The organism is Sphingomonas sp. Leaf37, assembly GCF_920939475.1.
Classification (GTDB): Bacteria; Pseudomonadota; Alphaproteobacteria; order Sphingomonadales; family Sphingomonadaceae; genus Sphingomonas.
Window position 1 is genome coordinate 209047 of record NZ_CAKLAX010000001.1, and the last position, 22027, is coordinate 231073.

General features: G+C 63.0%; 19 protein-coding genes. 8 read left to right on the forward strand and 11 right to left on the reverse strand.

The features are described 5' to 3' along the window. The first annotated feature begins 3 nt into the window (after window positions 1–3). Together LRA87_RS00745 and LRA87_RS00750 are read left to right on the forward strand one after the other, a co-directional pair. On the forward strand, window positions 4–1017 hold the full coding sequence (locus tag LRA87_RS00745; protein WP_230628504.1) for a hypothetical protein: 1014 nt from the start codon (window positions 4–6) through the stop codon (window positions 1015–1017). Further along, entirely contained in the window at window positions 1011–1766 is a 756-nt protein-coding gene (locus LRA87_RS00750) for a hypothetical protein (protein ID WP_230628505.1), read from the forward strand. Before LRA87_RS00745 ends, LRA87_RS00750 begins: the two co-directional genes overlap by 7 nt. Window positions 1767–1769: 3 nt before the next feature. On the opposite strand, the gene LRA87_RS00755 is transcribed toward LRA87_RS00750, so the two are convergent. From LRA87_RS00755 to LRA87_RS00770, 4 genes are all read right to left on the reverse strand, one after another. Then, window positions 1770–2975: a hypothetical protein gene (locus tag LRA87_RS00755; RefSeq protein ID WP_230628506.1), complete on the reverse strand. Its 1206-nt coding sequence runs from the start codon at window positions 2973–2975 to the stop codon at window positions 1770–1772. Then, complete coding sequence (locus tag LRA87_RS00760) at window positions 2972–3922, reverse strand: MvdC/MvdD family ATP grasp protein (protein WP_230628507.1); 951 nt, start codon at window positions 3920–3922, stop codon at window positions 2972–2974. Before LRA87_RS00760 ends, LRA87_RS00755 begins: the two co-directional genes overlap by 4 nt. 16 nt (window positions 3923–3938) lie before the next feature. After that, window positions 3939–4580 carry a hypothetical protein gene (locus tag LRA87_RS00765; RefSeq protein WP_230628508.1) on the reverse strand — a complete coding sequence of 214 codons (642 nt, stop codon included), beginning with the start codon at window positions 4578–4580 and terminating at the stop codon, window positions 3939–3941. Between the two features lie 639 nt (window positions 4581–5219). Further along, the gene (locus tag LRA87_RS00770) at window positions 5220–6050 is read right to left on the reverse strand and encodes an aldo/keto reductase (protein ID WP_230628509.1); all 831 of its coding nucleotides are present in this window, start codon (window positions 6048–6050) and stop codon (window positions 5220–5222) included. 90 nt (window positions 6051–6140) lie between these two features. On the opposite strand from LRA87_RS00770, the gene LRA87_RS00775 reads away from it, so the two are divergent. From LRA87_RS00775 to LRA87_RS00790, 4 genes are all read left to right on the forward strand, one after another. Further along, window positions 6141–6449, forward strand: a complete 309-nt coding sequence (locus tag LRA87_RS00775) for a hypothetical protein (RefSeq protein WP_230628510.1) — start codon at window positions 6141–6143, stop codon at window positions 6447–6449. Further along, window positions 6450–6956, forward strand: coding sequence for a nucleoside deaminase (locus tag LRA87_RS00780; protein WP_230628511.1), 507 nt, complete (start codon window positions 6450–6452; stop codon window positions 6954–6956). Then, window positions 6953–7153 carry a helix-hairpin-helix domain-containing protein gene (locus LRA87_RS00785; protein ID WP_230628512.1) on the forward strand — a complete coding sequence of 67 codons (201 nt, stop codon included), beginning with the start codon at window positions 6953–6955 and terminating at the stop codon, window positions 7151–7153. Before LRA87_RS00780 ends, LRA87_RS00785 begins: the two co-directional genes overlap by 4 nt. A 258-nt stretch (window positions 7154–7411) precedes the next feature. Further along, entirely contained in the window at window positions 7412–10936 is a 3525-nt protein-coding gene (locus tag LRA87_RS00790; RefSeq protein ID WP_230628513.1) for a type ISP restriction/modification enzyme, read from the forward strand. A gap of 231 nt (window positions 10937–11167) precedes the next feature. Here the strand turns inward: LRA87_RS00790 and LRA87_RS00795 are convergent, their stop codons facing one another. Genes LRA87_RS00795 through LRA87_RS00820 form a run of 6 tightly spaced genes read right to left on the reverse strand, consistent with a single transcriptional unit; the run spans window position 11168 to window position 16891 of the window. Beyond that, window positions 11168–11380 carry a KTSC domain-containing protein gene (locus tag LRA87_RS00795; RefSeq protein ID WP_230628514.1) on the reverse strand — a complete coding sequence of 71 codons (213 nt, stop codon included), beginning with the start codon at window positions 11378–11380 and terminating at the stop codon, window positions 11168–11170. A 3-nt stretch (window positions 11381–11383) separates the two neighbouring features. Further along, on the reverse strand, window positions 11384–13171 hold the full coding sequence (locus LRA87_RS00800; RefSeq protein WP_230628515.1) for an ATP-binding protein: 1788 nt from the start codon (window positions 13169–13171) through the stop codon (window positions 11384–11386). After that, window positions 13168–14355: an SIR2 family NAD-dependent protein deacylase gene (locus tag LRA87_RS00805; protein ID WP_230628516.1), complete on the reverse strand. Its 1188-nt coding sequence runs from the start codon at window positions 14353–14355 to the stop codon at window positions 13168–13170. The genes LRA87_RS00800 and LRA87_RS00805 overlap by 4 nt, the downstream gene beginning before the upstream one ends. A gap of 7 nt (window positions 14356–14362) precedes the next feature. Beyond that, a complete protein-coding gene (locus LRA87_RS00810; protein WP_230628517.1) occupies window positions 14363–14674 on the reverse strand; it encodes an ATP-binding protein in 312 nt (103 codons plus the stop codon). Next, entirely contained in the window at window positions 14671–16113 is a 1443-nt protein-coding gene (locus tag LRA87_RS00815) for a DUF6035 family protein (RefSeq protein ID WP_230628518.1), read from the reverse strand. The genes LRA87_RS00810 and LRA87_RS00815 overlap by 4 nt, the downstream gene beginning before the upstream one ends. Window positions 16114–16120: 7 nt before the next feature. Further along, complete coding sequence (locus LRA87_RS00820) at window positions 16121–16891, reverse strand: WYL domain-containing protein (protein WP_230628519.1); 771 nt, start codon at window positions 16889–16891, stop codon at window positions 16121–16123. A 75-nt stretch (window positions 16892–16966) separates the two neighbouring features. On the opposite strand from LRA87_RS00820, the gene LRA87_RS00825 reads away from it, so the two are divergent. Further along, entirely contained in the window at window positions 16967–18109 is a 1143-nt protein-coding gene (locus LRA87_RS00825) for an exonuclease SbcCD subunit D (RefSeq protein WP_230628520.1), read from the forward strand. Then, a complete protein-coding gene (locus LRA87_RS00830; protein ID WP_230628521.1) occupies window positions 18106–21180 on the forward strand; it encodes an AAA family ATPase in 3075 nt (1024 codons plus the stop codon). The genes LRA87_RS00825 and LRA87_RS00830 overlap by 4 nt, the downstream gene beginning before the upstream one ends. A gap of 265 nt (window positions 21181–21445) precedes the next feature. Here the strand turns inward: LRA87_RS00830 and LRA87_RS00835 are convergent, their stop codons facing one another. After that, complete coding sequence (locus LRA87_RS00835; protein WP_230628522.1) at window positions 21446–22024, reverse strand: DUF6118 family protein; 579 nt, start codon at window positions 22022–22024, stop codon at window positions 21446–21448. Window positions 22025–22027: the final 3 nt, after the last annotated feature.

The window sequence follows — 22027 nt, forward strand, 5'->3', positions numbered from 1 at the left end:
GCGATGTTAGATGGATTTCCTGACCTGCGATTACGCGCGCTGGCGAACGCATCGGAAACTTATGCGCGCGAGGCTTTCGGTGCGCACCTCCATCTCGACCCCATTAAGCCGCTCGGGCTCCCGCACTTCTTGTATGATCGCTACACCTTGTGGCGCGGGGAACTGCTCGACAGCCCGACCGTGTTCATCGTTCCGCAAAGCGGCGGAATAGGGGGTGTTGACGAGTTCCTGAAGCATCGGGACCAGATGCGACGCCATATCGATGCACGCCTGTTCGTGCTATTGCTCGAAGCTGTACCGGCGGCATTGCGTCGGCGCCTAGTGGAGAAGCGCGTCGCGTTCATCTCGCCGAGCGCACAATTCTATGTGCCCGAAGCGTTTGTCGACCTGCGCGAGACCTATTCCAGCGAACCGGGACCGTCGTCGGAGCAGGTGTCTCCCACCACTCAGGTCGTAATTCTGGCCGCCCTGCTTGGGCACGATGTGAACGATGCCAGCCTGACCCAGCTCGCCGAGCGCTACCAAGTCGCGATCATGAGCATGAGCCGGGCGTTCGATGAACTGGAAGCGCTCGAACTGGCGCGGCCGCACCGCGTCGGCCGCCAACGTCGCCTCAGCCTTCGCTTTGGTGGCGGCGACCTTTGGCGCGCGGTCGAGGAGCGCTTACAATCGCCGGTGCGCAAGATTCGTTATGTCACGGGTGATCTGCCCCTGAACGAGGCGGTGTTGGCGGGCGAAAGCGCCCTTGCCCGATATACGATGCTCAACGAACCGCGAATTGAGTGCAGGGCGGCGCCGGCCGCCGCATGGAAGCGGATGGCGCGGCATCACGGATTGGAAACTGCCTGGGCCTATGACGAACGCCGGATCGAGGTCCAGACATGGGCCTATGATCCCCAAGTCCTTAGCGACAACGAGGTTGCCGACCGACTTTCGCTCTATCTGAGCGCACGGCATGACGCCGACGAACGAGTCGCGCAGGCAGCCGATCACCTTTTGGAGCCCTTTGGATGGTAGCTGGCGTCGACCGCTTTCGCGCACATTTTTCCGGCCATGAGCACCAATATGTGCTGATCGGCGGAGCGGCATGCGAGCTGATCATGGAGGAAGCCGGTCTCGATTTTCGCGCGACCAAGGATCTTGATATTGTCCTCATCGTCGAGGCACTCGACCCGGCATTCTCCGAGACGTTCATGGCCTTTGTCGAGGCAGGCGGATACGAGATCCGGCAGCGGAGCGAAGGCGAACGGATTCTCTACCGGTTCGCCGAACCGTCGACCGAGGGCTACCCGGCGATGTTGGAGCTGTTCTCCAATGCGCCGGAAGGATTTGAGCTGGCGCCCGGTAGCCAGCTCACGCCGATCCCGATCGCCGAGGAAGCTGCGAGCCTGTCGGCCATCCTGCTCGACGCCGACTATTATGCGTTTCTCAAGACGATGGGGCGGTCGCTGGACGGCGTGCCGGTTCTCGATGAAGCCGGCCTTATTCCCTTCAAGGCGCGTGCCTGGGTTGATCTCAGCCGCCGTCGTGCGGAGGGCGAGAAAGTCGACGACAGAGATGTGAAGAAGCACCGCAACGATGTGGCGCGCCTGCTCCAGCTCCTGAGCGCGGAGGCGACGTTTGACCTGCCCGAAAAGATCAAGGCCGATATGCAGGCGTTCATTGACGCCCTCGCCGGGCAGGACGATTTCACGCCGAAGCAGTTTGGCGTCGCTATGACGAGAGAGGTCGTTATCGATCGGCTGCGCCACGCCTATAACCTCTGAGACTCACGGGGTCGTAACAGCACCCGGGCCGACCGCGGTGATGGCCAACACGATTGGCCGGCCTTTACCGTCGCGCCGCAAGTCCGCCTGTTGGAGGAGTGTAGCGGGCAATTTGGCCGGATCATCTTTGGTGCCGGTCGGCGGCCAATTCCTCGTGATTGCGACGACGGTGTTGGTCGCCGAAACTGCGAGCGGATCCGGCAAGCTAGGCGACCGCTTTAAACCAGCCAGCCGCATCGGGATGAACCAGGCACGCGCCAGACCAACCGCTTTGCCCGCACAATCTAGACGGAGGTTTTGCGCGGCACCGGTCTCACCCTTCGCGGGCCGAAGGATCAAAGGGATTTTCGCGGGTGTCGTGACGACGGCCGGTGCGAAGGTCAGCGCAGCGCGGCCATCCGTCCGTCTCCGACAGTCATTGTCGAGTACGGTCCAAGCCTCGGTCGTCCGAAGCTGAGCGGCGAGGCTATCGACCTCGGCGACGGCAGCAATCGCCTGCCTTGGGGTCGTCAAGACCGGACCGGGCGCGGACAGCCAAGTCTGGATCAGCGGTCCGGCGAGATACCACCCAATATTCACGAGCAGCAGCAGTGAAAATGTTAGGAAGGCGCGCAACAGATATTCGTGCGCCATCTTGATGCAGGTGACCTTCCAATTGACCCCGTCGCGGTTGCGCCGCATGTGGAGCAACAGGCGGCGCGCCAAGGTCTGGCTCGGATGGGGGACGCCCCAGGCCTTCTCGAAATCGGTCAGTCCGGGTTCGTGCGAGACGCCAACCTTCAGTTCCCGGAACGCCCAGTGACCAGCGCTGGCGATATAGGCGACCGCAAGACCGAGTAGCAGCATGTTGAGCCAGATCGGCGCGCTGCCTGCTTTCTTCTCCCACAGCGCGCTCACCAGCGTCAGGACCAGCGGGATCAGTGCGGCAACGAGCGGGAGATAGGTCGCCGCCTTCTGGTCGGTGCTGCGGCGGCGTTCCGCCTCGCTGTCGGCGAGGCGGCGGGCCTCCTCCAGCGCCGCATCGCCATCCTTGCCGAAGTCAAGCGCATCGATCCGCGCCTCATCTCTCGTCAGGTTATCCTTGAGAGTGTTCTCTTGCTCCGGCGTCAGCTTTTCGAGCCATGGCCAGAGCAACTGACCAATCGTGAAGCACCATTTGGCGAGCCAGCGCCACGCCGCATTGGCCCCTGCGGTGATCGCCGCTTTCATGCCGCGATCGCCTCGAGTTCATCGACGATGGCAGATGCGAGCGGCAAACCCGTGCGACGTTCGATCCATGCCCATTGGCCATTAGGATTGATCTCAAGAAACCAGTAGCGGCCATCTTGGTCAGCGATCAGGTCGATCGCGCCATAGCGGAGATCGAGCTTTTGGGTGAGCGCCCGGCATTTATCGATAATGTCGGCGGGAAGCTCGATCGCTTCATGGCGAATGTCGAGCCGCGTACCCGATCGCCAGTCGACTTCGGTTTCGTCATGGTCCTGGGAGTGGATCGCTGCGGCGAACACGCGATCGCCGATCACGGTCGCGCGCACGTCATAGGCTTTGCGCACCTCACGCTGATAGATGACCGGTGCCAGCGACACAGCCGTCCGGTCCATCGGCTTGAGGGGATCGAGCCGGGCAGTGAACAGCACTTCGCCGGCATCGCCGCGTTCGACCAGCGAATGCCGGAGCGGCTTGCCGATCGCACCGGCCTTGGCAACGAACGCGCTCGCGGCCGCGAAATCGTTCGAGATCAACGTCTCGGGGACATCAAATCCCAAGGCCGACGCCATCGCCAGCTGGCGCGGCTTGTCCTCGGCGCGCAGGATCGCGAACGGCGAGCTCAGCCAGCGGCCCTCCAGCGCGTTCCAGAGCGCCTTGGTCACCGCCGACCACTCGTCGGCGAGATACTTGGCGGTCGCCTCGTCCCTCGCCCCTGCTGGTTCGGGCGCACCAGGACGGCGATAATAAGCGGCGCCGACGTCTTCGAGCCGGAGGTTCAGGTCGGACGTCTCGATTGCCCACCTGCCACCAGCGCGCGGGTCGAACCGGACGCTGGCCTGGGGCATGTCCTCGGTGTTCAAGCGATGAAAGGCGCGCCCGCGTCGGCGCAACTCCACCACGATGAAGTCGGTGGTGAGGTCGCGTTTATTGGTGACGAGCAAGATCACGGCCTGGACGATCCGATCAATGGATCATCGAGAGGTCGTCATCGTCTCCCTCGACATTGGCAAAGGTTTTGATCTGCAGCTCAAGCAGCATGGCCGGGAAATCGTCATCGACACCCTCTTGGTTGTTGAGCGATCGAGTCTCGAGTTCGAGCATGCCGCCCGTAGTCATCTGGTCATCGCTTTCCTGCTGGACGTCGGTCTTGGTCGCGAGTTCGGCGAGAGTGCCAAGAGGGCGACGCAGTGCCAGCGTTTCGTCTTGGGTCAGATCGTCATCCGCGCTTTCCTGCCGAACCTTGGTCAGCGTGCTGGTATCGAGCAGCGCGTCGAAGCTTCTGAGATCGGTTGACGCATCTTGGTCGTCGACTTCCATCTGTACGGCGGTCAGGGTCGTCTCCGCAAAGGCGATCGCGGCCAGCCCGACCGTGTTCGAGCAATCCTGGTCATCGCCTTCTTGGCGAACACGGGTCGAAGTGTTGGTTTCGATGAGTGTGGAGGCCGCCGCTTCCACGACAGGCACAATCCCAGCAGTGGTTTCGATCACCCATAGCTGGGCGCTGGGATCGTAATAGCCAGGAAGATTCGCCGACGATGTGCGCGGCGTCGCATGTCGGAAAAGCAGGGGAGCGGCACGAGCTACTTCGTTCGATTCGGATCGCACCGTCAATTCCCCCTGCACGCGCAGCTACCGCACCCTCTTTGTTCTATGATTAGCCTAGGAGGCGCTCAAGTTCAAACTGCAGCGCAATCGGATCGAAACGCCGTGTTCGTAGACAGCGCCTTGGCCGAACAACAACAGCTTCCCAAGTCGGAGGCGAACACGACGAACGACCGATACTAGGGCGCATTGCCGACCCGCCGTTTTGCGCAGGCCAACCTGCAGCTTTCGGCGTGAGCCGACATGCCGAGCGCTGGATCGAAACAGCGTATTTTGGTAGGAAGCCGGCCCAGGCTCTTTGGACATGAGACGTCGCGTCACGGTGCCGAGATTGACCACCGACCGTGCCGCATATGGCCAACATTGAGTCCAACTCCTGCCGACCAACTCGTGCTAAAGGTGTCCAACTTTCGTGCCACTCACAAATGAGCGCTTTCACGACGGGGTGCGCGCGCCTGCGAACAGTTTTGTAAAGCTCGGGCGGCCGCTCCTGTCCTATCCCGACATTCGCGAAACGCCAGTGAACGGCGTATTTTGGTCGATACCGGCCACGCCCAGCACCCGCGCAACCGACCCAGTTTCCGCCGTTCGGGCTCATCATTCGCTATTTGAAACCGGACATTCGTTCAGCAGCCAAGAAATTTAAAGCATATCAAGCGCCACAGGACCGCTTGGTGGCGGAAACATGGCGTCGAGCCGGGCCGTAACTTCGGGCGACAGCGCGAGGTCGGCGGCGGCCAGATTCTCCCGTACATGCTCGACCGTACTGGCTTTGGGGATCACCATCACGCCGTCGCGCGCCAGCAGCGAGGCAAGACCCACCTGTGCCGGCGTAACGCCAAGCCCGCTCGCCAGAGAGCACAGCCCTTCATCCGCGACGAGCCGGCCCTGTTCGACCGGGCTATACGCCATCACCGGCATCCCCCGCGCCGCCAGCCAGGGTAGCAGATCGTGCTCGGGGCCGCGGCGTGTCAGGTTGTAGAGGATCTGGTCGGTTGCGCATGCCTCGCCGCCCGCCGCAACGAGTTCTTCCATGTCGCCGGTATCGAGATTGCTGACGCCCCAGCGCAGGATCTTGCCGGCGTCCACCAGCCGCTCCATCGCCTCCACCGTCTCGCCGAGCGGTACCCTGCCGCGCCAGTGCAGGAGGTACAGGTCAAGCCGATCGGTGCCGAGCCGTTGCAGGCTCGCCTCGCACACACGGGCCAGTCCGCTGCGGGAGGCGTTCTGTGGATAGGCCTTGCTGACCAGGAAGACGTCGTCGCGACGGCCAGCCACCGCCTCGCCGACCAGCCGCTCGGTCTCGCCATCCGCATACATCTCCGCGGTGTCGATCAGCGTCATGCCGAGGTCGATGCCGGCACGCAGCGCCGCGATCTCGTCGCCCCGACGCTGCGGGTCTTCAGCCATCATCCAGGTACCCTGACCCAGCGCGGGCACATCGGTGCCATCAGGCAAGCGAACGGTTTTCATCGACAGCTAACGCGCGATGTGCGGACCCGGTGCCTCGCCAGGCGTTATGCCCCCGACCCCGGCCCCTGTCGGCGGCACGGGAGAACGATCATGGGCACGACGCTGACAGCCACCTTCGAGACGCGGCGCGAGGCCGAAATGACGGTCGAGCGCCTGGTGCAGGAGCATGGCGTCGAGCGAACGGACGTGTTCGTCGCCGCAGACGGCAGCGAAAACAGCGCAGGCGAGGGCCTGGCGGGCTCCGACGCGGAGGCAGGTGAGCCCAGTCCCGAGCCGCGCGGCGACGCACCGCTGAACGGAGCCGTCAGCGTATCGGTCGACATCGACGACGACGCGAAGGCCGCCAAGGTCGGCGAAGCCTTCGCCGAGTTCCATGCCGACGATGTGAGCGAGGCCTAAATGGAGAGCAACGCCTTTGCATCAACGGACGAGCACTGGATGCGCCGCGCGATCAAGGTCGCGCGATCCAAGGGCTCCGATCCTTCGACTTCCCCGCTTGGCTGCGTGATCGTGCTCGACGGGCGCGAGATCGCGGCAGAGCGCAACCAGACCCAGGAACTGCCAGATGCCACCGCACACGCGGAGATGATGGCGATCCGCCGGGCGTGCGAGGGCACCGGCGAGATGGAACTGCGCGGCGCGACGCTCTACTCGACGCTCCAGCCATGCGGCATGTGCACCATGGCCTCGATCTGGTCCAAGGTCGGGCGCGTGGTTTACGGCGCGGGGCGCGACGACGTGCACCCGATGTATTTCGAGGCACGGCACGTCGACACGCTGTCGTTCATCAGCGACGCCTATCGCGACGACATCACGATTGAAGGCGGCTGCCTGCGCGCGGAATGCGCGACGCTCTATTACCCGCCGGACGCCGACTTGCCGCACGACGAGCAGGCGAACCTGTGAGCGGGCCCGATAGCATCGACGTCAACGTCGCCACCGCGGACGAGATCGACGCGCTCCCCGCGCTTAAGGGGCACGGATTCGAGATCGTCCGCTATCGCGAGGAGCGCGGCCGCTTCGACCAGCTCCGCCAACTGGAGGAGGTGCCTAGCCTCGCGGGCAACGTTGCAGGACTGGACGGGATGGTACGCTTCGGCTGACATCGGGCCCGCCCAGTGACCGCCACTAGCTGTTACGACCCACAATCGGTCGTCCAACGCCGGCCTGCCGTTGCCAGGAGCAGACGTTCGTTCAGGCTCAACTCGGAGGCTTTCCGCAGATTGAGCGCAGGGGAGAGGAAGGGAAGACGCGCTCTTCCGCGGTGCACTAACGTCTGTCCGATCGAGCTAGAATGGCCGGGGTTCTGATTGTCAGGCCCACCGAAATCGTGACAGATAGCCTCAAGGGGAGAAAGTCGCTTGCCACAGGTCGAAGTCGCGGATCTCATTGTAAAATACGTTACCGCGACGCGGCAGCTAGCCGCGCAGAGGGGTACTAACGAGTCAACCTTCTATCCCGACATCAGAGACCTGATTGCCGGAGTGCTGAAGACAGCCCGGCTGCCGTTCGACGTTCGGGTTGGAACCTCGGAGGCACGCAGCCGGGGCATCGACATGCCCGATTTCGTGTTAGGCGACGCCGAGTTCATTGGCGTCTACGGCGAGGTAAAGCTTCCCGGTGTGACGCTGGAGAATATGGCTTTGTCTACTGATCGGAACGATCAGATCGGGCGCTATCTCTCCGCAGCCGGTGTGGTGTTGCTAGTAAACGTACGAGGGATTGGTCTCCTTACGGTCCGGCCCGGAACCACGCGCCAGTCGGGCGTTCCGGTCCCACCTGCAGACCGCGACCTCATCGCTGAAGTAGACCTCTGGTCGGCGGTGAGTGGCGGCTTGAACCCACGCGTCGACGATCCAGCCGTTGGTGAGCTATCTGAGATCATCGATCGTGCGGTCACCGACTTCGCTCGAATTGCGGAACCAGCAGCCCTCGCTAAGGTTCTCGCGCGCCAAGCGCGAGACGCCAAGGACGCGCTGCCCGAGGATCTGCAATCCATTGGGGCTTTGCTGGATGATTTCGGACAGGCGCTCGGGCTCTCCTTCGAGCTGGGTGATCCAAAGGGCGACCGGTTCTTTCGCGGCTCGTTGATCCAGACGGCTTTCTATAGCCTGTTCGCCGCGTGGATCCTCTGGGAACGCGACACCAGCCGAGCTCTCGGACCGTTCAGTATCAGCGAGGCCGAGCGGCACCTTCACATCCCTTTCCTCCAGGAACTCTTCCACGACCTCCGCTCGCCGCGCTATCTCCGGCAGCTCGACCTGGCGACCCACCTCGAACGCGCGGTCGCCACCCTAAACCGCGTTGATCTTGCGCTCTTCAAAGAGCGGATGACCTTCCCGACCACCGACGACCAGAGCCCCACTGTGGCGGCGATCACCTACTTCTACGAACCCTTCCTGGAGGCATTCGACCCCGAACTACGCGACGAGCTTGGTGTCTGGTACACGCCGCCCGAGATCGTTCGTTACCAAGTCCGGCGCGTCCATCACCTCCTCAAGTCCGAACTCAACATCGCGCGCGGACTGGCGGACAACCAGGTCGTCGTGCTCGATCCCTGCTGCGGCACTGGTGCCTATCTGCTCGAGGTCGCGCGCTGCATTGCGGAGGAGCTCCGACTGACAGGCAACCAGACTACGGTGGGGCTCGAACTGAAGCAGGCGCTTACGCGGCGGATCATCGGCTTCGAACTCCTCACAGCGCCCTTCGCCGTCGCCCAGCTCCAACTCTACATCCTGCTAGCAGAACTCGGCGTCCCGCCGGCTGCCGACGAGCGGCTCTCCGTCTTTCTGACGAACGCCCTAACCGGCTGGTCCGACAGCCGCGACGTGAAGATTACGTTTCCGGAGATGAGGGACGAGTTCGACGCGAGCCAAGCGATCAAGCAGGACACTCGCGTCATCGTCGTCATCGGCAATCCGCCCTACGACGCCTTCGCCGGAGTCGCTCAAGCTGAGGAAGCCGACCTGGTCGCCAGCTACAAGGGTGCCACCCTGGTCGACAAGATCGACCGCAAGACAGGCAACGTCGTCCGAGACCGCCTCGGCTTCGTCGAGAAACGCCAACGCGGCAACGGCCGGCTCTACGAAGAGTTCGGCGTCAAGCGACAGCTGCTCAACGACCTCTACGTTCGCTTCTTCCGCCTGGCGGAGGAACGCATCGGCGTCACCGCGGATCGCGGCGTCGTGTCCTTCATCTCGAACGCCAATTGGCTTACTGGACGTTCGCATCCGATCATGCGCCAGTCGCTGCTGACGAGTTTCGACGAGGTTTGGATCGACAACCTTAACGGCGATAAATACAAAACCGGCAAGATCATCCCCAGGGGGCTGGCTGGCGCGGGAACCCGCGACGACAGCGTGTTCACCACCGAGATGGACCCGCGCGGCATCCAGCCCGGCACCGCCATCACCACCTTGGTCAAGCGGGCGACCACAGCAGGCGCTCCGGGAGAGGCGGCGGTCCACTTCCGGGAATACTGGGGCGCGGCCGCCGGCAAACGCGCCGCGCTCCTCGCCAGCCTGCCCGGCGGCGCGCCGCCAGCCGGATCCGGCGAGCCTGGCTATCAGCCGCTCGAGCCACGCCGCGCCAACCGATGGCGGCTCTCAGTCCATAACTTCGAGGGCGGCTACGAAAGCTGGCCCGCGCTCGACGAGCTCTTCCCGCAGAGATTCCAGGGCGTCGAGCACAACCGCGGCCTGACCGGCGGCGTCCTCGACGTCGACAAGTCTGCGCTTGCCAGCAGGATGCGTCGCTATCTCACGGCAAAAAGTTTCACGGTTGCAGCTGCCGTCGCACCCGATCTCGCCATCAAACGATCCGGCTACGCACCCGAGGACACGTGGCAAACGCTTGGCGCGGAGAGCTATTCAGAGGCAAAGATCAAGCCGGCGCTGGTTTTCCCATTCGACCAGCGCTGGCTTTATTATGAAACCCAGGATGATCTCCTCAACCGGGTCCGCTCCGAGTTCGGCGACGTCGTTGGCGAGAACGAGTTCCTGATCACCGTGGCGGAGCCGCGAAAGGTCTCCGAAGTCAGGCCGACGATATCAAGGACGCTCATCACACGTCACGTCCACGAGCGGGGCTCCTACGTGATCCCCCGTGAGGTGGAGGGGGAGGGCCTGTTCGCCGGCCGGCTCGCCAATCTCGCCGAACCCGCATGGAACGCGCTCCGGGACCAATTCGGCCTGATCGGCCGACGCGAGGACCAGCCGGCGAGGACGCTCACGGGCGAACTGTTCAAGGTGATCATCGCGCTCCTACACGCGCCGCGATACCAAGAGGAGCATCGGAGCGCCCTGTCGGCTGACTGGGCGCACCCGCCGATTCCCCGGGACCGCGTCCTCTTTAATGAGTTAGTCGGCGCCGGAAGGGTGGTCTCGACGCTCCTGGATGCAGGCAGCGACGCAGAGGTAGCCATCCGCGAAGCCCTAGGTGAACGAGCGGCGCATATCGGGCTGCTGCGCCGCAGGGACGACGCACAGGTGCGCGACCAGGATCTCATGGTGAGCATAGCCTACTGGGGCGGTGCCCCCGGAGGGTGGCGCCCGCGAGACTTCCGCCCCGACGAAGTCGCACCCGCCGCCTTCGGCGAAAGGACTGGCGACCTTTGGCTGAACGAGGAGACTTGTCTTGCGAACGTCCCCGAAGCCGTCTGGCAGTATCAGTTAGCCGGGTATCCGGTGCTCAAGAAGTGGCTTGGATACCGTCAAGCCGACCGCCGGGAAGGCAATCCCCTCACGCTGACAGAGGTCAATTGGCTCCGCTCCATCGTTCAGCGCATCGCCGCGCTGCTGATCATGAACGCTCAGCTCGACGGCCTATACAGCCGCGCTTCGGAAGACGCATTCACCGCCACCGCTCTCGGAGTGCGAAACACTTGAAGCACATGGTAGGAGAGCGACCCGCATCCGGACATTCGCGCATCCATCCCCGCCTCCCAACTTCAGACGCTCGTGAATCTCTGCAAAATCATGATTCTTGACGCGGCCGCCCGCAGGCGAACGACGCTAGTCTGGAGTGAATCCTACCGTCCCCATTCGGGCGCCCGATACGGGCAACCTAACGGATCGAGATCGGTCAAGCGAAGGGCCGATCTCAATGCCGATCCCCTTTTAGAGTGGACTGCATCCGTAGGCATTGCGGATTTCGGAGTTGAAAAAAATGCCGTGAGACGATGCTTCCATCAATCGGTCAAACATGAACTGCGGCACGTTGTAGTATTCGTAGACTTTACCGGTCTTCGCAAATTCTACTTCTAGCGTTTCAGTGCCGGGATCGTATCCGATAGACGCGAGGTTCGAAGAGCTGACTGCCTGCCGATCCATATCCTAGTCCTCTGTCCAACGTGGGTTCTGCGACCGCCAAGCGGCCGTCAGGGCTGAATAGTCCTCTGCGCCCCGATCCTTGCACCAGCTCTGCGCCACCAGCGGATCCTCGCTGGATGGCCGCTTTCCCTCCTCGGGAAGCGTGATGCGGCATCTGACCGGCAACTTCGCCGCCTCGCCAGTGATCACGGCCTCTCCGGTGCGCAGCACCGGAAGGCTGTCAACGATGCCGCTCAGACTGTCGGGCAGGGCGGCCTGCACCTTGCTTCTATCCGCCGCGTTCGAGAGCCGCAGCGAGAAAAAGGTGCCACACTGCGAAAGGATCGTGTCGTCGATCTCCGACGGCCGCTGGCTGACGATCATCGCTCCGATGCCGAACTTGCGGCCCTCCTTCACGATTCGTTGGACGGCATCCCGGGCGAGGCTTGCATCGTCCCGACCGAGATAGCGGTGCGCCTCCTCCATTACGACCAGCAGGGGTCGCTGCCGACCACCCTCCGGACGCTCGCGGCCCCAGAATAGCGCTTCGTAGATAACGTTCAGGATGCCGCCGATCAGGCGCATCAAAACAGAGCTCGGCACCCCGGAGAGATCGAGAACGGTGATTGGTCGATCATGGCCCAGCCAACTCTCGAGAAGCTGCGGGAGGTCGCTTTCCGGCGCGCCCTCAAGGTTTGGCTCCCACGGCCCCGGCCGGAGCATGAAGTCGAATTGCCGGTCAAGGAGACGTGACCGCAGCTGGTCTAGCTGGCGCCTGATCGACAGCACGTTCGACTTGTTCGCGAATGGAGTCGCGCCGCCGATCCCCGGTAGAGGATAGGTCGGCGGCATGAGAGTCTCCGCATCGCCCGCGGCGGTGCGCGCCGAAGTCTGCTGGGTGTTCTCGTTCCACGTCTTTAGCTCAGGATCTATCAGGGTAAACCACAGCGACTTTAGACTGAACGGTAACGGGCTTTCAGAGGTCAGGGAATTCGGATCGGCGCCGGGATAGGCCCCGTTCGCGACCGTATTGGCTTTCATCTGAAGAATACGGTCTTGGACAGCCGTCAGCGCCTTTTCGTCGGTCTTGCCCAGCAGGAAGGCCAGCAGATCCCCAAGGTCGAGGGCCCAGTAGGGCACGTAGAGTGGAAACTCGCCCTCGAGCGGGTTCACGCGGAAGACGCGCGCCACCTCACCGAGAGCGCGTCCGTATTCGCCGTGGATGTCGATGAGGAGAACTCGGGCGTTCGGGAAACCGGCGCCTTCCCCTTGCCCAACGGACAGCGATCTCAGGAGGCTTGTGACGGTGGTCGACTTGCCCGAGCCAGTCGATCCCAGCACGGCCGAATGGCGTGTGACCAATTTGTCGAGATCCACGCGGACAGGTATGCTCTCCGCGCCCGACAGCCGACCGATCGTGACCTGACCCGCGTCGGCGTTGCCGTAGATCCGTCCCAGATCCCCCTCGACCACGAGATGAACCTGATCGTTGATTGCGGGATATTGGCTAATGCCTCGCTCGAAGGTCGTTTCGATCACCTCGCCGACGAGCTGGACCTTCATCCAGCGCTCGCCCCGCGCCTGAGCATTGACCAGCGTCTCGGGCGTCGCGGTCGCGCCGACGTCTGAGATGATGCCGTAAAGGTCGTGATAGCCCTGGGGGATACGGACGAAGCTTCCGACTTGGCCAACGCGGTAGCTGCGGCCGCCGATGATCGCAATGCCCGAGGCGATACCCTCGTACTGCCGCACGCTGATGGATGACCCAGCCACCGCACCGACGTAACCGAGGAGGGTGGGTGCGTTCGTCACGCGATAAGGGCTTCAACCGGAGGCACGGTGTCGGGATCCGCGGGTAGAGCCGGCGAGACGACGAAGGCTTGCGCGGACCGCGCGGCGGAGAAGAAGCGCGCGAAGTCCTCGATGCGCCCGAGGATGAATTCGTACGGAGAGGCGTCATCCGGGCGCGACCAGTAGGACGAGCGGATCGGCCCCCAATCTTTGCTCGGCAACTGGTCGGGAACCTTCCAGAGTCCTGCAGAGCCGTTGACGATAGCCGCGTCGCGGGCATAGACGCTGAGGTTCGGCAAGCGGCGACCCAATTCGCCGGCACAGCCCTCGTCCTCAAGCCTCTGAAATTGGAACGCGAACACGCTGGCGGACGGATTAGCGGCGAGCCCCTCGTCAATCCTCGCGGATATGTGAGCGTCCGCAAACGAGAAGCCCACTGATATCAGGAGGGTGTCGGGCGTCGCGAGGAAAGCGCGGAGCCGGTCCAACAGAGCCGCATAGGGAGCCTTCTGGGTCTGCTCGTATTTAAGATGCTCCGGGAACACGAGGTGCTTGGCGCTGTCCTTGCCGGATCGAACGACCTCGTCTTTGTCGTTCGAGCACCACCCGAGCGAACCGTGAAGCTTCCAAAGGCGCGTCCAGCGGGCCGGAAGGTCGTTGTTCGACACCGTCACTGGATCGAAGAACGGGTCTCGGCCACCCGTGAAGCCATCGAAGTACGGCGCCCGAACGCGCTCTAGCGCCTCCTCCATCAGCAGATCGTAATTCGTCGTGAAGATTTCGACCGGATGATCGCGGGCGGTACCCACGATCCAAGTTACGATGTCGCTGTAGGCAGACCCGCTCGGCGGCAACGACACCTTGACGATGGTGCCAATCTCCTCGCAGATTCGCTCGCCCAGCTTAGCGTAACCGGGACCGTCCAGATCGTGGATCTTTGCTGGACCGATAATTTTGGCGAGGGCCCTCACGCGCGAGAGGATCGTCTCGATGTCCTCCTTCGGCGCCAACTCCTTCTTCAGTTCGGCGATCTGCTTTCCATACTCGCCGTCCAGAATTCCGAGGACCTGCGTCGTCAGACCGGCGACCGCGGGTATCAGCGGATAACTGCCATCGATCTTGCGCATGCCGGCGGACGCGCCGGCGCCGAGCAGTAGTCCGATCCGCTTCCGACCTCCCGCGATAATCGTGCGGAGCGCGGTCATGTACTGGTCAGGATTGTGTATAGTCTCGTTCGGCATGCCCTCTCCCCGTTGTGGCTATGGCACCTATCCAGCGGTCAGACGAGGAAATCTTGTTGGACCGCTTTTGGCCAATCGTGGTGAAGTGCTCGAAATGCAGCCCGCGACCGTAATCGCGGACAGTCCAGCTGCCGTCGTCAGCCTTGAACACCGCAATGTCCCCGGTCGCGCTGAGCTTCCGCTTGTCGATCGCGTTTACGATTAGCTCGCGGATCGCATGAGTGCTTTCCGAGGCTTCGAATATCTTATTGATGTTGAGATCGAACAGACGTGTTTCCGTCATTTGTCACGCCACCCCGCCGCCGGTTTCCGGCAAAAATCTTCTGAAAGAAAATCGAAAAGTCGCTGCTCGTCTGCCGCCATCTGGAACCGCGGTTCGTATCGCATCGCGTCACGATGGGCGGCGACCTTGCTCGCCCATTTCCCCCTAACATCCTGCTCGATTAAAAGATGGTGATGCCCGTAGGCGCGAAGCAGGAAGCCGAAGCCCTTGAGCAACTCCGGGCGTTGGTGGAACAGGTGGTGCGCCACCTCCACGAGTGTATCGTACCCGAAACCCACGGGCTTTCCCGCCTTTGCTGTCTCGATGACCTTCACCATTCGAATGGGCACGCGCACGTCCGAAGGCGTGCCAAGAAGGTCTGCGCAATAGGCAACCAGATCGTAGTTTAGCTCGGCCCAGCGATGATAATAGTCGAACAGGCCGTATGCCCGGTCTTCGGCCAAAGCCCACGCAAAAATTTCTCCTCGCAATTCCTGCTCCGCCGCTTCCGCAGCGGCGCGCCCCGTCGCCTCTTTTGCTGCCCTTTGTTGCTCCCGCAGTCGGCCAAGCTCCGATATGGCCGCGCTCTCGGTTGCAGCGAAATCGAACGCACAGACGGTCTGGCCATCAACATCGATGAGAAGCTCCTTCCACGGGACCAGACGCACGATCCAGTCGTCGATAATACGCTCGCCCTCGATCCGAGGCTGCCGGTGCCACACGCGTACGACCAGCTGGCTCGCCGCGATCGAAGCGGCGACGGTCACGTCGTCGACGACAAGGATGTTTGAGTTGTTGCCGAACAGGATGTCGTCGGTGGTCATTCGCCGATAACTCGGGTCGAAACTCGGCAAGAGCCAAACGAGCGCCGCTCCTTCCGCCCGGTAAAAGCGCTTCCGACCGAGGACGACATCAAGGAAGGTCGTGCTGAGCTGCACCTCGAATGCCGTTCGAAGCTCGCCGTACCGGGCGGATAGGTCGGGACGACGCAGCCCGGGAAGACCCTCGCTCGCGCGCCAGGTGGCCTCCAACCGCACCTCGGAGAAACCGGGGTCTGCCGCGAGGCTGCGCGCCAGCAGTTCTTTCGTGCGCAAATGTGCGTCGCTCTCCTGTGCGCCGCGATATTTCATCGCGCGCATGTCTGCCTCGGTCAGGCCGCTGTGCGTCACCGCCGGGCAGGAGCCGTCTTCCAAGCGATGCCGCAGGTAAAATTTCTTACACATGCTGCTCGCCAGAAACAGCGTGACCCCGCACATCGGGCAGACGAGACGCGGTCGTCCCCGCCCTGCGGCGTCCTTCAACACGCCTCGCAGCCGAATGGCGGCGTCATAACTAAATGACCGGATCAGGCGCTTGGCGTCGAGCAAGCGTCCGGTGCGCAGGCTGCGCGCTTCCGTTATTGCTGGATCGTCCACCGGGGTGGCCCGTTCGCGCGGATCGACGGTGACGTTGCCGCCCATAGCGCGATCAATAGCGTTCGAGGCGAGCGCCGGGACGATCAAGCCCCCAGCGCCGATCAATGTAAAATTCAAGCGACCGCCGCGTCTCAAAGCGGATGCCGTCGCCCTCGAAACCATATTCGAGCCTGACCGCGCGCTTTTGCTCCGCGGTCAGGTCCGCTCGGGGCCGCAGCCGAACCTCTATCATCGTGTCCCAGTCTTCGTCAGGCGGCAGCGGCTCCTCGACCGGGCGCATGGCGAAGCTACTGCCGCTCGATACCCGAACGGGTAGGAAGTCGCGCCACTCGCTGCGATCCGGACTCCAAGCTCGGACATGCAATCGCTCGCCGTCGCTCGCGATATGCGCGGGCGCGATCCACTGGCGATCACGGCGGCCAGACGACATAGAAACATAGTCGATCTCGACAAAACAGCGCCGTTCGATCGCCTGATTGAGTTCGCGCATCACTGGCGCCGGACATTGCCGGGTTGGACCGAGCAGCCGCGCAAAATCCTTGTGAGCCTGCGCGTAGATCGCCTCGAGCGAAGGGAACTCTCCAACATCTCCTAGCCCAAGGTGCGCCCGGTCCGCGACATAGGTCTTGCGGACGGCGTCATAGGCTGGCGCCGGCGCGCGCACGCGCGCCATGTAAATTCGAAAGTCGACCGCAGCCTGTGCATTCGAGATACCAAACCGCTCGATCAGATCGCGCCTGTTCGCCTGACCAAGCCAGGTCAGACGTTGGTCCAGATAATGTAGCCGCGCACGCTGTGCGGGCTTGAGCTCGCCGTCGATCATGACGCGATCGTAGTTGACTCTCCGATCATAATCCATCTAGTTTCTACACGCATAGAAAATAGATGGAACCAGGGCATGCGAATTTTGCACACGGGCGACTGGCACCTTGGTCGCCAGTTCTTCCAGCTACCGCTCGACGAGGATCATGACGTGATTCTCGCGCAGATCGATTCCGCCATCCTCGAACACTCCCCCGACGTGCTCATTATTGCGGGCGACATCTTCGATCGCGCCGGGCCGCCGCAGACTGCTCTCGCGCGGCTGCGCGACTTCTTGGTGCGAGCAACCGCAAACCCGGGGCTCGCCATTGTCATCATCGCGGGCAATCACGACGCAGCCGCTCAGATTGGCATGCTTGGCGTGCTCGCGCCGATTGAAAAGGCGCTGATCCGCGGTCCGCTCGACGCCGACGATCTGCCTATGATCCTCGAGGACGAGCATGGACCGGTTGCAATCTCAGCCCTTCCCTTTTCCTATGAGTTCGCCGCGCGGGCCTGCTTTGACGCAGAAGATATCAGCTGCCCAGCCGACGTTATCGCTGCCCAGGTCAACGCCGCACGTGACCGTGTCCCGGCTGGCGCTCGCTGGATCGTGGTCGCCCACAGCTTCGTCGAAGGGGCCGCCTCCACGGACAGCGAGCGGTCGCTGTCACGTACCGTCGGCGGGATTGAGACGGTCAGCGCGGAGATTTTTGAGGGCGCCCACTATGTCGCGCTTGGTCACCTCCATCGGGCACAATCGGTCGGAGCTTCGCACATTCGGTATTCGGGTTCACCGCTCGCCTTCGGCTTCGACGAGGAAGGTCAGGAAAAATCGCTGACACTCATCGACATGGCAGCCGATGGCTCCGTCGTGACGACGGCCATACCACTGACGCCCCGTCGGCAGGCCCGGACGATCCGGGGGACGCTCAAGGAGCTGGTTGCAGCGCCCGTCGGCTCGGATGATTTCATCCGCGTGGTCCTCACCGATGGGACGCCCCAGATCGATCCGATGAAGCGCATACGTGTGCTCTACCCTAATGCGGTGCAGCTCAGTTACGAGCGCGCCGAACGCACGCTGGAGGAGAAGCTAGGTGAAGGGCGCGCCGCCATCGACGATCCCGAGACCCTCGTATCCGATTTCATAGAATTCGTTCGCGGGGAGGCCCCGGGCGAGTTCGATACTCAGCTGGTGAACACGCTGATCCACGACGCGCGGCAGGAGATCGAGGCGTGAAGCCGCTCAAGCTCTTCATAACCGCCTTCGGGCCCTATGCCGCGACCGAGGTTGTCGACTTCCGGCGCGCGGTCGATGCAGGCCTGTTCGGGATCTACGGTCCGACCGGTTCGGGCAAAACCTCGATCTTCAGCGCGATGGCGTTCGCGCTGTTTGGCGAAGGCGCGAGACACGAGCAGCCGACGACCAGCATGCGGTCAGGCCATGCCGCCGCACAGACTCTCACAGAGGTGGCTTTCCTTTTCGAGCTCGGCGGCAAGCGTTATTTCGTGCGCCGGCAGCCCGAGCAGAAGCGACCGAGATTGCGTGGCGAGGGTGAGACCGACCATGTCCACACCGCCTATCTGTTCGACGCTACCGATATCGAGGTCGATGACGTCACTGTCGATAACTGTGGAACGGTGTTGGCCGAAAAACGCGTTGGCGTCGTCAACGAGCGCATCCGCGAAGTGCTTGGCTACGACATCGAGCAGTTTCGTCAAATCGTCCTTCTCCCTCAAGGGCACTTCGAGCGCTTCCTCGCTTCGGACAGCAAGGCGCGCCTCGAAATCCTCCGCGGCCTGTTCGACGTCTCGCTTTATGAACGCATGACGGAAAGCCTGAAGGCGAAAGCCGCGGATGCCCGCACGACCTACCAGCAAGGCATGCTGCTGCACGTTCAGCAACTGACCAACGCCGGTTTCGCCAGCACCGATGATCTGACCAGCGCGATCGGTGCAGCGGAAGGACGGTGCGTCGAACTCGATGCCGGCGCCGCTACAGCCGACGCGACCCGTGCTGCCGCCGTCACCACGCTCGCCAATGGTGAGACCTTGCAGAAATGTTTCGATGAAGCCGGTGCTGCGGCGATAGCGCTCACGGCCCTTCAAGGGCGCGAGACCGAAATGGATGCCCTTCGCGAGCGCCATAAGGTGGCCGGATGCGCGGCCCAGCTGGTCGACCGTGATGATGTCCTTACGCGCGCCGTCACCGCCCTAGTCTTGGCCAAGGACGCGGAGACGATCGCTGCAAGGCGCGTGACCGAGACGTTGGAGGCAGAAGCGACAGCGATGCGGTCGCTGGAACATCTGAAAACCAAGGTTGGCGAGATTGACACCTTGAAGCGACAGATTTCCGATCTCGATCGCTATGCCACGGTCCTCACCGATGCCGCCGATTTGAAGGCGCAGGCCGAGAAAACCGAGGGGCTGCTCGTAACCGCACGGGCCGCAACCGCGACGGCCCGGAAACAGGCCGAAGGCGCAACGCAAACGCTCGTCACCCACCGCGCGAATGTCGACCGGGCGCATGCCACCCAGAGTGAACGCCTGCGCCTGACCGCCGAACGCGACCGCATTCAGCGGCTAGCGCGCCACGCACGCGAGGTGGAGCGGGCTCGGACGGCGCTGGAGACCGCAGAAGGGCTACTGACGAAAGCGCAGTGTACCGTGGCGGACGCACGATTGCGTCGTAGCGGCCTTGAGACTGCCGTCCGTGATCGGCAGGCAGAATTTATCGCCGGCCAGGCAAGACTGCTTGCCGAAAGCCTTGAGAGCGGCAGCCCCTGCGCCGTCTGTGGCAGTGTGGAGCATCCCCAGCCGGCCCATGGTGGCGAGCCCGCCGCCGGATTGGAGGCCGCGTGGCGCGAGGCACAGGTCGCGTTCGACAGCGCCGCGACAGACGCACAGACGGCGGAGTCCGCCTTCAGCGCTGCGGCCAGCGTCCGGGACGAACGAAGGACTGCCCTGGAGGCGCTGGACGCGCCGGAGGGCAGCGCCGCGGATCTCGAGGGCGAGACGCTGCGGTTGGGTAAGGCGATCGAGGCGCTGGGCGCCGTCGTCGATGTAACGTCCCTCGTTGGACAGACCGTGAAGCTTGAAGGGAATGTGACCACGGCGGACGCCGAACGCTCGTCCAAGGCCGAGGTAGAGCGGTCGGCCGGGACTGCGGCCGCGCTCGCGCGGCAGTCGTACAATGACCATATCGCCGCGGTTCCTGAATCGCTACACGCCGCCGCCGCGATTACGGTTCGGCGACGCTCCGTCAGCACGCAGATCGACGAGCGTGAGCTGGAAATCCAGACGGCGCAGGACGCCTGTACGCAGACCAGCACCGATCGCGCCGCTGCCGAGAGCGATCGAACGGGTGCGGCAAAGCGGATCACCGAATGCGACCAAGACCTCACGAATGCGCGTTCCGCCTATGTGACGCGGCGAGACGAGCTCGGGCTGACCGATGAGCAATATCGCACAGCGAAAGCCGACATTGCGAACATCGCGACCTTGTTCGAACAACTCGACACATTCCGCGAAAACTTGACGCGTGCGCAAAGTCGGGTCGACGATACCAGCGCGGCGATCGCGGGACGTGAGCAGCCGAATCTCGAGCTCTTCCGCGCTGACCGGGACGCTGCGCAGGCAGCCGCCGCGACCGCTACCCGCGCTGCCGCCGACGCGCGGGCTGGTTGGAATCAACTGAACCGATTGCTCGAAAGCCTGCGCGAGCAGATGGAGCGCCTCGCGCTATTGAACGAACAATCCGGCCCATTGCGCGACTTGGCTGATGCGTTCGAAGGCCGCAACGCGATGAATATTACCTTGGAAACTTATGCCGTCGGCGCGATGTTCGATCAGGTACTGGAAGCCGCCAATCTTCGCTTCGGCCCGATGAGCCAAGGCCGATATCGCTTGGAGCGCGACGTGCAAACGGTAGGTGGCCGCGGGAAGCGTGGTCTCGATATACGCGTCCATGACATTCAGACCGGGCGAGCGCGCGAAGTCACGACCCTGTCTGGCGGCGAGACCTTCATCGCCGCTTTGGCCCTAGCGCTTGGCCTTTCCGATATCGTCGAGATGACCCACGGTGCCATCCGTCTCGACACGATTTTTATCGACGAAGGCTTTGGCAGCCTCGACAGCGACAGTGACGGCGGGACGCTGGATCAGGTCCTGCAGGTTCTGCAGGACATCGTTGGCCAGCGCAGGGCGGTCGGTTTAATCTCGCACGTTCCGCTCGTGCAACAGGCGGTGCCAAATGGATTCGCGGTAATCAAGACACCGAGCGGCAGCCGGATCGAAGAGAGGATAGTCTAGGGGCCGACAAAACAGACACCCTTGTTGATCTCAAATTGTGAACCAGCTTCAGCTTACGCGGTCCAGACACCCCAAAGCTGCCGGACGGTAATCCACCACGAATGCAGACGGTCTGCATTCACGAACCCAAGCCTGAAAGCGACCGGTTTACCCCACAGATGCTGCTTTCGGGAGTCCGGCGATCGTTCACGCCGTTCATGTTTAAAACGTGTAGAGGTGGCCCGCCGTTAGCGCGACCGCGGGAGGACAGATCTCGATCCGCTGACTACCGTGACTTTTCTACCGCCAGGTCGCTGCGCAATAACGCCCGCCCTGCCTCGTGCCGCGTCATCCCCATGGTGCGTGCCGCCATCCACTCGGGCACATGCCAGCTGGCGGGCAATGACCGGGCGATGGTGCCCGGCAGCACCGACCACAGCAGGATGCCGGCGATCACGCCGCCAGCGGCAGAACACAGCTTGTCCCGCCACTGCCGGTCGGCGGCCTGACCACGCTCGACGATGGTATCGATCTTGCCGATCGAACGCGAAAGCACGTCGCGGGTCTCATTCAGCAGCCGGGCATCTTCGGCCCGGACGAGGACGCTTGCCTCGATCATGCGCTTTGCGATGCCATCCCGGGTCAGTGTGATCGCCGGTGCCTGCCGGATCGCCTCGGTCTGGGCGATGGTGATCTCGATCTGCTTGCCGAGCTTCGCGAGCGTCGGGCTGTAATCCGGGATCCGCTCGCGGGCTGCGGTCAGCCCCTCGACCGCCCTGCGGGTAAGGCTGACCTCGCCGCGCAGCGCCTCGAAGGCCTGGGCAAGATCGGTGGCGGGGCTACTGCTGTCGGTGTTCGTGTCCATGAA